The organism is Emticicia sp. C21 (assembly GCF_003418935.1).
In the GTDB taxonomy this organism is placed as follows: Bacteria; Bacteroidota; Bacteroidia; order Cytophagales; family Spirosomataceae; genus Emticicia.
Genome location: NZ_QVMT01000013.1, coordinates 90731 through 104755 on the forward strand (window position 1 = coordinate 90731; position 14025 = coordinate 104755).

9 protein-coding genes are annotated in these 14025 nt (G+C 37.8%); 7 read left to right on the forward strand and 2 right to left on the reverse strand.

Annotated elements, in window-relative coordinates:
* Window positions 1-57 precede the first annotated feature (57 nt).
* The 4 genes from D0T08_RS23025 to D0T08_RS23040 all read left to right on the forward strand — a co-directional run bounded on the left by D0T08_RS23025 (window position 58) and on the right by D0T08_RS23040 (window position 5852).
* Window positions 58-2040: a S9 family peptidase gene (locus D0T08_RS23025; RefSeq protein ID WP_116985110.1), complete on the forward strand. Its 1983-nt coding sequence runs from the start codon at window positions 58-60 to the stop codon at window positions 2038-2040.
* 154 nt (window positions 2041-2194) lie between these two features.
* The gene (locus D0T08_RS23030) at window positions 2195-3736 is read left to right on the forward strand and encodes a sensor histidine kinase (protein ID WP_229239033.1); all 1542 of its coding nucleotides are present in this window, start codon (window positions 2195-2197) and stop codon (window positions 3734-3736) included.
* Between the two features lies 1 nt (window position 3737).
* Window positions 3738-4445, forward strand: a complete 708-nt coding sequence (locus D0T08_RS23035) for a LytTR family DNA-binding domain-containing protein (RefSeq protein WP_116985111.1) — start codon at window positions 3738-3740, stop codon at window positions 4443-4445.
* Window positions 4446-4499: 54 nt separating this feature from the next.
* On the forward strand, window positions 4500-5852 hold the full coding sequence (locus D0T08_RS23040; protein WP_116985112.1) for a serine hydrolase: 1353 nt from the start codon (window positions 4500-4502) through the stop codon (window positions 5850-5852).
* Window positions 5853-5867: 15 nt separating this feature from the next.
* Here the strand turns inward: D0T08_RS23040 and D0T08_RS23045 are convergent, their stop codons facing one another.
* Together D0T08_RS23045 and D0T08_RS23050 are read right to left on the reverse strand one after the other, a co-directional pair.
* Window positions 5868-6332: an SRPBCC family protein gene (locus tag D0T08_RS23045; protein WP_116985113.1), complete on the reverse strand. Its 465-nt coding sequence runs from the start codon at window positions 6330-6332 to the stop codon at window positions 5868-5870.
* Window positions 6333-6483: 151 nt separating this feature from the next.
* Window positions 6484-7503 (reverse strand): S1C family serine protease, encoded by a 1020-nt coding sequence (locus D0T08_RS23050; RefSeq protein WP_116985114.1) that lies wholly within the window; start codon window positions 7501-7503, stop codon window positions 6484-6486.
* A gap of 166 nt (window positions 7504-7669) precedes the next feature.
* Here D0T08_RS23050 and D0T08_RS23055 point away from each other — a divergent pair, with 166 nt between their 5' ends.
* The 3 genes from D0T08_RS23055 (at window position 7670) to D0T08_RS23065 (ending at window position 14016) form a co-directional block, all read left to right on the forward strand.
* On the forward strand, window positions 7670-8788 hold the full coding sequence (locus tag D0T08_RS23055; RefSeq protein ID WP_116985115.1) for a serine hydrolase: 1119 nt from the start codon (window positions 7670-7672) through the stop codon (window positions 8786-8788).
* Window positions 8789-9253: 465 nt separating this feature from the next.
* Entirely contained in the window at window positions 9254-12388 is a 3135-nt protein-coding gene (locus D0T08_RS23060) for a TonB-dependent receptor (protein ID WP_116985116.1), read from the forward strand.
* A 56-nt stretch (window positions 12389-12444) separates the two neighbouring features.
* Window positions 12445-14016 carry a RagB/SusD family nutrient uptake outer membrane protein gene (locus D0T08_RS23065; protein WP_116985117.1) on the forward strand — a complete coding sequence of 524 codons (1572 nt, stop codon included), beginning with the start codon at window positions 12445-12447 and terminating at the stop codon, window positions 14014-14016.
* Window positions 14017-14025 lie beyond the last annotated feature (9 nt).

The window sequence follows — 14025 nt, forward strand, 5'->3', positions numbered from 1 at the left end:
GAAAAGATTGTATTTTTATTGCTTTACTTTACAACTCACTAAACATCACCTGAGTACATGAAAAAACTCCTGCCATTTCTGGCTTTCTTTCTATTTTCTACTGCACTTATCTATGCACAATCCACTACTAAAAGAGGCCTGAAACCTTCTGACGTTTACCGATTGCAAAGTCTGACTGACCCACAGATTTCGCCTGATGGGAATTGGGTATCCTACACGCTTTCGTCGGTTGATTCTGTTAAAAACAAACGCAATGCCGATATCTGGATGGTTTCGTGGGATGGAAAAGAATCTATTCAGTTAACCCATAGTCCGGATGGTGAGTCTCAGGGAAGATGGAGCCCAGATGGGAAATATTTCTCATTTGTTTCATCAAGAGGTGGATTAACAAGGGGACAGATATGGTTGATGGACAGACGTGGAGGTGAAGCAAAACAATTGACCGACTTAAAAAAAGGAGATTTGACAGAATACGCCTGGTCTCCCGATGGTAAAAAGATTGCCTTGGCTATCCAAAGTCCTTCGGATACTTCAAAAAACAAGACACCTAAACCAATTGTATTAGACCGCTTTCAGTTTAAACAAGATGTGGAGGGCTATCTGACTAAAAAGCCTATTCATTTTTATTTATATGATATTGTTACCAAGAAAATAGATACCTTAACGCGAGGTAATTATGATGAAACCAACCCTAAATGGTCGCCGGATGGAAGCCAGATAGCTTTTACCAGCAATAGAACAGAAGACCCGGATAGAAATGAGAATTCAGATATCTGGGTAATTGATGCGAAAGCCAATGCCACTATGAAAAGATTAACCTCGTGGACTGGTAGAGACGGCTCGATGGTTTGGAGTCCGGACGGGAAGCAAATTGCGTATCTGAGAAGTACCTCTTCTGAAAACTATATTATGTATGATCAGTCAATCTTATGTGTTATTTCAAAAGACGGCGGTGAGCCAAAATTGCTAAGCAAAGCGCTGGACAGACCAGTGACTGCGCCAAGGTGGTCGAAAGATGGGAATACTATTTATGCCATAGTAGCTGATGACCGTATCAGATATATTGCACAATTTGGAGCAGTTGATGGTAAAATGGCGAAAGTAGTGACAGGGAATAAATCATTCAATGCTTTAGAAAGACACCCTTCCGGTGGTTTCCTTACTTCGATGAGTGAACCACATACACCTTTAGAATTGTATGCACTGGAGAATAATACGCCAAGAAGACTAACCAGGCATCAGGAAGATTTTGTTTCTAAATTGTCATTGGCTACAGTTGAAGGCTTTACTTCTAAAAGCAAAGATGGTACTTCGGTTTCAAATATTTTGTATCGCCCGGCTAATGCAAGCAAAACAGAGAAGTTGCCAACTATTTTTATGATTCATGGTGGCCCTGTGGCACAAGATGAATTTAGTTTTGACATGACCCGCCAGATGTTAGCTGCAGCAGGTTATAATGTAGTGGCTGTGAATTACAGGGGTTCAAGTGGACGCGGTTTAGATTTCTGCAAGGCTATCTGGGCTGATTGGGGGAATAAAGAAGTAATAGACATTCTGGGTGCAGCTGATTATGTCGTACAGAATGGTATTGCAGATCCTGAAAAACTGGGTATCGGAGGATGGAGTTATGGTGGTATCCTGACTGATTATACCATTGCGACAGACACCCGCTTTAAGGCAGCATCCAGTGGTGCAGGTGTTGCTATGATTTCTTCATTATATGGTGTTGACCAATACATTTTACAATATGAGCATGAATTGGGTTCTCCCTGGAAAAACTTCGATAAATATGTGGCACTCTCTTACCCTTTCTTAAAGGCTGACCGTATTATAACCCCAACGCAATTTATGGTAGGTGAAAGTGATTTCAATGTTCCATCTGTTGGTAGCGAGCAGATGTATCAGGCTTTCAGATCATTAGGTATTCCTACGGAATTGATTATTTATCCGGGACAGTTTCATGGCATAACTAATCCAAGTTTCCAGAAAGATCGTTTCGAACGCTACATAGCGTGGTTTAATAAATACTTGAAAAAATAAAATTACTATCAATACAGGTTTTCAGGGCTTTGAGGTATTCCTCGAAGCCCTGATTTTTTCTATTTTCGTATTTATATCCCAGTTTTTTAAGGTCTGTCACATTTTAAGGAATCTTAATTATAGTTGCCGTAATGTTGTCAGAAAAAACAAAATTATGGAAATCAGAATCAGAAATTACGAATTTACTTTTATTACGCTACTGGTGGGCATCACACTTGCCAGATATTTATTGGAAAGCTTCGTCATTAGCAGTGAAGACATTCAGGAAAGATTCGTGCATACTTTTTCTCAAAATGGGCTTTCCTTTAACTATTTCACCAATGTACTGTCGCCAAAACTAGGCACATTAATTTTCATTTACCTGCTTTATTTATCAATTTATTTATTGAATATCCCTCAACAATTAATCAGCAAATTACGTACAACAAGCCAAAATATCTGGATAAGTATTTATATTCTTGTTATTACATTTTTACTGGCATTGAGTGCAAATGCAGCTACCTACTTTGCAAGACCCGCTTATTTTAGCTACAATGGCTATAAAATTCTGGCAATGTTCGGATATAACGAATATCCGCTGGAAGATGTCTTCTTCGGTTTTGGACGTGCATTTGCCATCGTAAGTATTTATTTTCTATATGCATGTTTAAGAGAGTATATTATAGTTAGAATCAAAAATGCCAACCGACGAAATTATCTGAGTTTAATTGCAAATCAGATAGTTTTGATTTTTATTATCTATATCATAATTCCATTTTTTGCCGCTACTTTTGAATTAATCACCGATGATTTCTTCTATACTGTTTATGTACTATTCCTTACGCCTACCCTGCTCATTTATCTGACCAACACCTATTGGATTTTTCCGGGTTCTGATACCAGACCCTGGCTTAACGTGCGTACAATCAGTATGATAGTCTTATTTACTTTTATATATACGTTTTTCTTTAATTGGCTGCCTCGTCATTCGTTTTCAATGCCATTATGGCTAGCTATCTGGGCCGTGCAGTTGTTTGTAGTTACACCAATTACCTGGTTATTGTACCAACAACGAAAAGACAAAATATTACAATTACGAGGTACAGAAAGTGCATTGGTGAAATCAAAAGCCGATTTGCAATTCCTACGGTCACAAATCAACCCGCATTTTTTATTTAATGCCCTAAATACCTTATATGGCACGGCCATGATAGATGGCTCACAAAGAACTGCAGAAGGCATACAAAAACTGGGTGATATGATGCGTTTCATGTTGTATGATAATCATCAGGATTTTATTCCTATGAGTAGTGAAATCAGCTATTTGAAGAATTATATTTCGTTGCAAAAGTTGAGAATCCAACAATCGTCTGATATTAATATTAAAGAAGAAATTAATGAAATGAATTGTAACCATGCAATTGCGCCTATGTTATTAATTCCATTTGTTGAAAATGCTTTTAAACATGGAATTGATTTGAATAAAAAATCATGGATACGCATTAAAATGGAATGTGATAAAAGTAGTATCAGGTTTGAGGTGCGTAATAGTGTGCATCTCGTTCAAAACAATGACCCTGAAAGAGAGCATTCTGGCATAGGTCTTGAAAATGTCAGAGAAAGACTACATTTGTTTTATCCAAACAGGTTCAAACTCCATTTCGGATCTGATGGAAAGGAATTCATTGCCACTTTAGAACTTCAACCAAATCATTAATATGCTACAAGCCATTGCCATAGACGACGAGCCGATTGCTTTAGAGATTATAAAAAACATGGCCGCACAGGTAAGCTTTATTGATTTGAGTGCCAGTTTTACGAACGCCATAGAAGCATTGGATTATATGCAAACACATAAGGTTGACGCGATTTTTCTGGACATTAAAATGCCGGGCATTTCAGGCCTGGAATTAGTCAAGTCTTTACCACAAGCCCCTATCATTATTTTTACCACAGCCTATAGCGAACACGCAGTGCAGAGCTTTGAACTTAATGCCATAGATTACTTATTGAAACCTTTTTCATTTACACGTTTTCTTCAGGCTTGTAATAAGGCACATGAGCAGGTTACGCTCAAGAGTAATTATCAGAGTTCTTCGCTTGCATTGCCATCTATTTTTATCAAAAGTGGTTATGAGCAGATTAAAGTTGACCTGGAGGAATTATTATATGCTGAGAGCACTGGCAATTATGTCAAGTTTTTCCTGGCAAACCAAACCATTGTCTCGCGGCTTACGATGAGTGAAGTGGAGGTTTTGTTACCTCTATCGGCATTTATTCGTATTCATCGCTCTTTTATAGTAGCGAAAAAGAAAATCACCAAAATTGATAAAAGAAGCGTATGGGTTCTTCAGAAAGAACTGCCTGTTGGCTCATTCTACAGTAACGCAGTTGAACAGTACGTTGCCCAAAACTCCAAAACCTGATCAGCTAGTATAATATTTAAAATCTAACATTTATTCATATTAAATTTCAATCTTATGAAAAAGATTATGGCAACGCTTTGCCTTTTGGCAGGGCTATTTTCAAACATTTCGGCACAAAATATTCCACAGAAATTAGAAGAATTGATGAGTGCTTATGCGCAAAACAGAGAGTTTAACGGCACGGTTTTAATTGCAAAAGGAGGCAGAATATTATTAGAGAAAGGATATGGCTATCAGAATTTAGAAAAGAAGTTAAATAATACTTCAGCAACACTTTATCCAATCGCTTCTATTACAAAAACTTTTACAGCGACTTTAATTTTGAAGTTGGCTGAATTAAAGCAGTTGTCTTTGCAAGATAAACTGAGTAAGTATTACCCTGATTTTCCTAAAGGGGATAGTATTACGATAGAAAACTTATTGACTCATACCTCCGGGATATTTAACTATACAGAAGATAATAATTTTATGCATAATGAATCTGGTAAACCCGCTAGTGAGCAGAAAATACTTTCTTTATTTAAAAATAAACCACTTGATTTTTCTCCTGGTAAGGGCTGGAATTACAGTAACTCGGGTTTTAGTGTATTGGGGTATATTATCGAAAAAGTAACTAAGATGTCTTATTATTCAGCGATTAGAAAATATCTATTTACGCCTGTAACAATGTATAATAGTGGTTTTGATTTTGTAGGATTACCTATTGATAAAAAAGCGATAGGCTATTATTCTGATTCAGGTAAGGATTACAATAAACAAGGACCTTTAGAAGACTCATCTGTAGTATTTGCTGCCGGTGCTATCTACTCTTCTGTTGGAGACTTATATAAATGGCATCAGGCTCTTCAGAATAATCTGATTATTAGTAAAAATATGATGGACAAAGCCTATACTCCATTTATGAAAAATTATGGCTATGGATGGATTATTGATTCGCTATATCATAAACGGATCGTTTCTCACAGCGGTGGTTTACCAGGTTATCGAAGCAATTTTGCGAGAATTGTAGAAGATGATGTTTGTATCATTTTACTGAATAATACAGAAATACCAGGTTTAGGCATGATTACCAATAATCTACTGGCCGTTTTATATAATCAACCTTACAAACTACCGACGCAGAAGAAGTCCATCAGCTTAGATAAAAAGATACTTGAACGTTATGTTGGTACTTATGAAGTGACTAAACAACCATTGAAAATAGAATTCAAAATAGAAGATAATCGATTAGTAGCCTACCCATTCAGAGGGCCAAGATCAATTTTAGCGGCCACTGATGAATCTCATTTCTTTGATATTGAACAGGAACAGATTGAAATATCCTTTGAAAAAGATGAAACAGGCAACTACAATAAGCTAATACTTGATTTTAGTGGTAATAAAAGAACAGGGATTAGGGTACAGTAAAATCACTCATAAAGGCTAGAATTTGTACTCACCAAATAGTTCAATTATTTTCTTTCTTCTGAATTCAAAGATTTCTTCGAGCTGACGCTGAACCATGAATGAGTTCACCCATTTGCCAATGAATCCCAGAGGAAGTTTATAATGTACAATATCCTCCATCAAAACGCCATTTTCGATTGAAATTAATTTATGCTGGTGATGCCAGAAAGCGTAAGGGCCACAACGTTGTTCGTCCACAAAGTAATCAGGTTGTTGCACATGTGTGATTTCTGTACACCAATCTAATGGAATACCTAAGATGGGCTTAACCACATAAGTAATTATTTGACCTGCATACATTTTATCTCCATGATGCAAAGAAGTCATTTCAAAACCCATATAAGCAGGTGTAATAATTTTGAGATTGGCAGGAGTTGAGAGAAAATCCCATGCCTGAGATATAGGTATTGGTAGTTTTTGGGTACGATGCAATACGTGCATGTTAAAGTTTTATTTGTGTAACTCTCATATTTAGCAGATTGTTTTTGGTAAAGAGCTTGTTTAATATTAATTGTGGAACATTGTGCAAATAGTGTACATTGTGGCAATCAATACTTTAACATACTCTTTACCGATTAATTTATTAAAGTAATTACTTTAACTCTCCAGCTAATACTTTCATATCCTTTTTGAGTCCTCCCCGTAATAGATTTACAGTCACTTGTTGGTTTATCAATTCATCATTCAATATCTTATGCAAATCATCGACAGAAGAAACCGGCTTTTCATTTAAACCAACAATTATATCTCCTCTTCTTAATTCAGCATTATGCGCATTAGCATCAGCTATTACGTCACTGATATATACGCCTGTGCGGGTTGATAATTTATTATAGCCAATCATTCTTTCAGATAGATTTACTACCTGACCTGCAATACCTAATTGTGCTCTTTTTACTTTGCCTTCTAAAATCAGTTTTCCTGCCACATATTTAGTCAGATTAGCCGATACGGCAAAACATATTCCCTGCGCGGCTGCAATCACTGCCGTGTTTACCCCAATGATTTCTCCGCGAGAATTAACCAATGGCCCTCCGGAATTACCGGGATTCAAAGAGGCATCAGTCTGAATTACATCATCAATCATTCTCCCGGTCTCGCTTCTTAAGGTTCTACCCAAAGCACTAACGACACCTGCTGTTACTGTATACTGAAAACCCAGCGGATTACCAATCGCAATGGCAATTTGTCCGACTTTTAGTTTATCAGAATCACTAAATCGCAATGGTTTCAAAGCATCAGCATAGATTTTCAGTACTGCAATATCTGTATAAGGGTCAGTACCTACGACAGTTGCATCTAAAAGCCTTCCGTCCATTAACCCTACTTCTACCCTTTCCGAATTACTTACTACATGATTATTGGTAATCACAAAACCATCACTTGAAATAATAAATCCCGACCCACCAGCTTCCTGAGGTTGACGTAAACGCTGATTTGAATTAGGATTCGGAACAGGCTTTTTCCATACTTTAATCTGTACCACAGAATTACTGGCTTTTTCTACAACCTGAGTAATAGTTTGCGAATAGGCGTCTAAGATTTCATCGTCATTTGATGAGTGTTGGATAGAATTGTCTTCTGAAGTCGAAGACGATAAAAACGATAACATTTTTTCTCCTTTTTTTATAGTTGAAAGAGATGCTTCAAGAAGTTTGCCAAGGCATTTTTACTGACAAATTGGCTGATTTAGTTAAAAAATGTTAATTATTCGTTTTAAGATAAGAATCGTGTAACTAATAAACCTCATCAGAGTTCTCGCCTGAAACCCAATTATTATGCATTTTCCTAAAACTATAACCATCGTTCTACTTTTATCTCTTACTGCACATTTAACTTTCGGGCAAACCATTAAAACCTCTAATAGCCCAATGGCAAAAGTTGATTCATTTATCCAAATGCAAGGCGCAGCTTTTGCAAAGGAGTATTCTTTTGTAGCATTATCCATTGGAGTAACTCAAAATGGTAAAACGTATTTCTATAATTTTGGCACTACAAAGTATAAGCAAAAACAGCTACCCTCCTCAACGACAACTTATGAGATTGGGTCAATCAGTAAAACAATCACCGGCACTTTACTGGCACAAGCGGTGATTGATGGTAAAGTAAGACTTGATGATGATATTCGTAAGTATATATCTGCCAATTATCCTAATCTGGAGTATGAAGGCCAACCGATTCGATTAAGCCATTTACTTAACCATAGTTCGGGTTTACCTTTTAACTTACCTGTTAAGCCAGGCAAATTTGTTACTTTACAAGATTCTATTGCTTTTGAGCAAAAACGGACAATCTATACCCCAAAAGATTTCTTCACTGACCTGCATCAAATAAAACTTGTAAACATACCAGGCGTTAATCTGAATTATTCCAATGCTGCTACACAACTTTTAGGTTTTATTCTGGAGCGGATTTACCAAATGCCATTTAACGAATTGGTCCAGAAATACATAGCTTCTCCATTAAAAATGAATCGGACTTATTCACTGATGCCTAAGACTCAACAATTGCCTGGCCATAATGGAATCGGTAAAACTATGTCCTATGTTTTGCCTCAGGAGGCTGCGGCAGCAGGTATTTACTCTACTACCGAAGATTTAATTCGATACGCCCAATGGCATATCGATGAATCTAATCCGGTTGTTAAACTTACGCATCAGCCAACGTGGGGTAATATTCAATACTATGCCATGGGACTAAACTGGCAAATGGATGATAAAGCGCCTATGCCCAGACGCGTCTTCCAAAGTGGAGGTACTTTGGGTTTCAGCAGTTACCTCATTATTCATCCCGAACAAAAAAACGGAATAGTACTACTCACCAATGTTTCAGACCAGAATACACAAGGACAATTATCTGTTATAGCCAAAGAAGTTTTGAAGTTATTGGAGCAGTAGATGATTATTCAGCAATTATAAAAAATGGAAGGTCAAATGACTTTCCATTTTTATTATGCATACATACCATTTTTCTTGAGTTTCTGTCACTCCCTTATTCTGTCGACAAAAGCCAGATTCATATCTATAAAACTTTGAAATTCAGAGAATTGTAAGAGTAAAATGCAATTTTATGACTAAGACGTATATTGATAAAAGTTCTCTACAGATATCTATACAAGTCAGAATAGTATCACAATCAGAATTTCATTAGTTTTTAAATTATTTTAATTATTATTGAGGCATTTCCTAGATTTATTTAACTATATAAATATTTATTATAACTATATTAACCAAGTAAAAATACCTGTCAAATGTACAATTATCCTTTTTATGTTATAAATAGTTAAAATAGTACTATGCTTTATATCCAAATTTTTATCAACTTTGTGCAAATTTTTCTCTTTTAACTATCCTTAATTTTTTATGAAGCAAAACTTTATCAGATTACTTCTGTTTGGCTTTATTTCGATGATGAGCATGTCGCTCATAGCACAACAACGAACCATAACAGGTAAAGTAACAGACGACAAGGGCGAAGCCTTGCCCGGAGTCTCGGTAGTAGCAAAAGGCGTAAATCAAGGTACTGCAACCAATGCTGATGGCAATTACTCTATCACCGTTTCCAATACAGCACAATCTTTGATTTTTTCATTCGTCGGTATGACTACCAAAGAAATACCAGTTGGTAACCAAACCAAAATTGATGTCAGATTAACTGCTGAAGACCAGACTTTGGAGGAGGTAGTAGTAGTAGGTTATGGTACTTCCAAGCGTGCAGATATCAGTTCTTCCATTACCTCAATAAAAGCGAAAGATCTGAAAGATATGCCGGTAGCAGGTATCGACCAGATGCTACAAGGTAAGGCTGCAGGGGTAACTGTAACAAGTAATAGTGGTCAACCTGGTGGTGGGGTTTCTGTAAAAGTTCGCGGAGTTACCTCTATCAATAGTAATGACCCTTTATTTGTGATTGATGGTGTACCGTTTGTAAGCGGCAATACTTCGGACAATAGAGGATTTGATGGTTTGGGTGGCTCGAACGGACAAACCGGAAATAGTGTAATGGCGATGCTAAACCCAAATGATATTGAGTCGATTGATGTATTGAAAGATGCCTCAGCGCAAGCTATCTATGGTTCACAGGCGGCCAACGGTGTGATTCTCATCACCACCAAAAAAGGAAAACAAGGTGAGGGAAAAATTAACTATGAAATGTACTACGGGGTTTCGGAAGTATCGAAGAAACTGGATCTGATGAATCTGCGCGAATTTGCACAATATCAGAACGAAGTGCTTCCAATTATTGGTAACCCTGTTTCTGATGAATTTAAAGACCTTTCTGTATTAGGCAAAGGTACTGACTGGCAGGAAGCGATGTTCAGACACGGACAGGTGCAGAACCACCAGTTGAGTTTCTCGGGTGGTAAGGATAAAACTACTTATTATCTTTCATTAAACTATTACGATAACACGGGTATCTTATTAGGCTCTGATTTCAAACGTTTTTCTTCTCGTTTCAGCATTGATAATCAATTGAAAAGCTGGGCGAAAATAGGTCTTAGTGCCAACGTTACCAGAAGTATTCAGAATGTGAGTCTGGCCGATGCAGCTGAGAGTACTATCTGGTGGGGTGCCGTTACCAGCCCTTTGACTCCGGTAAAAAATCTTGACGGGAGCTGGGGTGGTGGTCAGACTATCGGAGGTGTGCGCTATAGTAATGCCAACTTAGTAGGTAATAGCCAGTTCAGAGGGAATACAAAAACAACCAACAATGTTTTTGGTAGCTTATATGCTGAATTCCAGATATATAAAGACTTGTCTCTGAGAAATGAATTATCTTATTCATTAGGACAAGACAACAACATTGCCTTCCAGAAGACAGGTAATGTAGGTGGTGATACTTTTAGAAGCAAATTGATTGATAATCGTTCTGATAGCTATTATTATTCAATCACTAATTATCTAAATTATAATAAGTATTTCAATAAGCATGGCATTCAGGCCACTGTGGGCCACCAGGCACAATCGTCATACTGGCAGGCCATTTCAGGTACAAAGGTTGACTTGCAAGCTAATATCTTCGACTTAAGCACAGGTAGCTCAGACCAGACAACCTGGGGACTAAGTGGTGGTAAAGGGCAATGGGCAATGGAATCTTATTTCGCCAGAGCAAATTATACTTACGATGATAAATACTCAGTTTCAGCAAGTTTCAGAGCTGATGGTTCTTCAAACTTTGGTCCTAACAATCGCTGGGGTTATTTCCCGGGCGTATCTGCAGGCTGGACCATTTCGAATGAAAAATTCATGAAAGAGAAGTTGAGCAGCGTGTACCTGAAATTGAGAGCTGGTTATGGTGCGGTTGGTAATCAGAACTTCCCGGGTGGTGCACCTAACCCTGCTTATGTAGGTGCGGTACAATTCTTCTCTGGCCCTGTTGGTTTTGGTACTTCTAATATGATTAATGGTATTCCAAACCCTAACCTGAAATGGGAGTCAGTTAAAACAACAAATGCAGGTATTGATTTAGGCTTACTGAATGGCAGAATCGATGCAACAATCGATGTGTATAAGAAGGTTACTTCTGATATGATTATCTTCCTTACCGGACCAAACCTTATCGGGGTTGGCGACCAATGGGACGATTTGAAAGCACCGCTAGGTAATGCAGGACAAATGACAAACACAGGTATTGACATTGGTATCACAACCACAAATATCAAAAACAACGATTTAACCTGGAAAACCAATCTTGTATTTACCAGATTCAAAAATACGTATGATAAAGCTGCCAGTGCTGCATCAGCTTTGGATGGTAAAGTATACTATAATAACTATCTGATTACGCACACTACTCCAGGCCGTCCGGTTGGTTCATTCTGGGGATTAGTAACAGATGGTTTATTCCGTACACAAGCTGACCTTGATGCAAGTCTTCCGCAATTCGGTTATATTGTTGACCCTACTCAGACTTATCTGGGAGACGTAAGATTCAAAGATATTAATGGTGATGGTAAAATTGATGCTGGTGATATGACTTTCCTGGGTAGTCCCCTTCCTGATTTTACTTATGGTTTAACAAACAACGTTAACTACAAAAACTTCGATTTCACTTTATTCTTACAAGGTAGTCAGGGCGCTAAGGCATATAACTTCTTGCGTTGGCAGTTAGAAGGAATGAACAGCCCATGGTCTAACCAAATGCGTACTGTAATGGATCGTTATACTGATACTAATACTGATGGTACGCTGCCAAGATTTACCAATACGAACAAGAATAACATTGCGATGTCAGACAGATATGTTGAGGATGCTTCTTATATGAGAATCCAGAATATTACTTTGGGCTACCGTATTCCAAGAAAGGTTCTTAACAAAATCAAAGGTTCTAATTTCAGAATTTATGGTTCAATCCAGAATTTGAAAACATTCACTAACTACTCTGGTTATGATCCTGAAATTGGTGCCTTTAACAATAGCATTAAGTTGATGAATGTTGATACGGGTCACTACCCTAACCCACGTACTTTTACAGTAGGTGCAAATGTTGAATTCTAAGCGGGAAACATTTATGAACATTGAAGCCTGCTGCTTCTTAAATCAAAAAATTTACAATGAAACTATTAAAAATATCGGCCCTTGTTTTGCCTCTGGTAATATCGGCCTCGTGTAGTAAAGATTTTATTGACAGACCATCACTATCTGGTACTACAACCGGAAACTATTATAACAATGCCGCCGAAGTGCGTGCAGCGACAAGTACTTTATACAGTGGTTTGCCTTGGCGCAATTACGAAAGTAGAGCGCAGGATGCCATTGGCGACGTAATGTCTGGTAATATGTTTTCTTATACAGATATTGAATACCTGAATTTCTCATTATCATCGGCCTCTGAGCGTGTAGGAGCTGCCTGGGGTGCATTCTATAAGATAATCGGTTACTCTAACGTAATGATTAAGACGTTCGAAGAGAAAAAGGCCGCTGGCGGTGGTGCAGAATATCTTGACCCTGCCATTGCAGAGTGTCATTTTATCAGAGGTACCCTCTATTTTTATATTGCCCGAACCTGGGGAGATGCACCGATTATTACAGACCCGGGTGAAACTGCACTATCTGGTAATTTCAATATTCCGAGATATTTCCAGAAAGACGTACTTCGCTTTGCTCAGGAAGAATTACAAATGGCAGAAGCCAAACTCCCTGAATCTGATGAACCTGGCAGATTAACCAAATATTCTGCAAAGGGAATGCTGGCTAAATTGTATTTATATAATAAAGACTATACCAATGCAAAAGCTAAAGCACAAGAGGTAATCAGTTCGGGTAAATATCAATTGGTTAGCGACTACAATGGTATGTTTACCAAAGCCAGCATGAATAATAATGCAGAAAGTCTTTTCTCAATCCAACATCAATTTGCGGTTGATCCTTGGGGAACCGGAAATATCAAAAATCCTGACCGTGGCCCAAGTAACCTGAGAACCGCAGAAGCTGATGCATGGGAAATGTATATGCCGTCTTTAGACTTATTGAAAGAATATGAGTTTGGTGATTTACGCAGAAAATGGTCAGTAATGGAACATGGCTGGACGAACCCGACATGGAAACCACAACGTGCCAATCAGCCAAAATACAATGCATTTATGGCTAATGGATATAAATATGATACCTTACAACCTGCCGAAGATGGTGGCAATAAAAATGCTGTAAGAGCCAATATTGCTAAATACTTTGCGGGGCCTGGCAAAAGCTTTGGTGGTGAACCTGTTTTAGGACAAAATTCAGGTAACAATGTAGTATTACTTCGCTATGCTGATATATTATTGATTTATGCAGAAGCTACTTTAGGCGCCAATGCCTCAACTACTGATGCTTCTGCTTTACAAGCATTGAACGCAGTAAGAGCACGTGCCGGACTACCTGCCAGAACCTCCCTGACACTTGACCAGATTTTACATGAGCGTCGTGTGGAATTTGCTTTTGAAGGAGACTACTGGTATGATATTCAACGTCAAGGGTATGCGAAAGCTAAGGCAATTATCGAAAAACAAAACAGAGGTTCGTTTGATGGAGGCCCTAATTACATTACTACATTCACTGAAAATAGAATGTTTGTACCAATTCCGGCAGGTGAAATTATCCAGGACCCAGAATTAGCAAAGCCTGCAGTACCTTATTACAAATAATTATTAATG

Excerpts from the sequence above, each read along its gene's own strand:
- D0T08_RS23025 (WP_116985110.1), top strand. The coding sequence starts at position 58 with ATGAAAAAACTCCTGCCATTTCTGGCTTTCTTTCTATTTTCTACTGCA.
- D0T08_RS23030 (WP_229239033.1), top strand. The coding sequence starts at position 2,195 with ATGGAAATCAGAATCAGAAATTACGAATTTACTTTTATTACGCTACTG.
- D0T08_RS23035 (WP_116985111.1), top strand. The coding sequence starts at position 3,738 with ATGCTACAAGCCATTGCCATAGACGACGAGCCGATTGCTTTAGAGATT.
- D0T08_RS23040 (WP_116985112.1), top strand. The coding sequence starts at position 4,500 with ATGAAAAAGATTATGGCAACGCTTTGCCTTTTGGCAGGGCTATTTTCA.
- D0T08_RS23045 (WP_116985113.1), bottom strand. The coding sequence starts at position 6,332 with ATGCACGTATTGCATCGTACCCAAAAACTACCAATACCTATATCTCAG.
- D0T08_RS23050 (WP_116985114.1), bottom strand. The coding sequence starts at position 7,503 with ATGTTATCGTTTTTATCGTCTTCGACTTCAGAAGACAATTCTATCCAA.
- D0T08_RS23055 (WP_116985115.1), top strand. The coding sequence starts at position 7,670 with ATGCATTTTCCTAAAACTATAACCATCGTTCTACTTTTATCTCTTACT.
- D0T08_RS23060 (WP_116985116.1), top strand. The coding sequence starts at position 9,254 with ATGAAGCAAAACTTTATCAGATTACTTCTGTTTGGCTTTATTTCGATG.
- D0T08_RS23065 (WP_116985117.1), top strand. The coding sequence starts at position 12,445 with ATGAAACTATTAAAAATATCGGCCCTTGTTTTGCCTCTGGTAATATCG.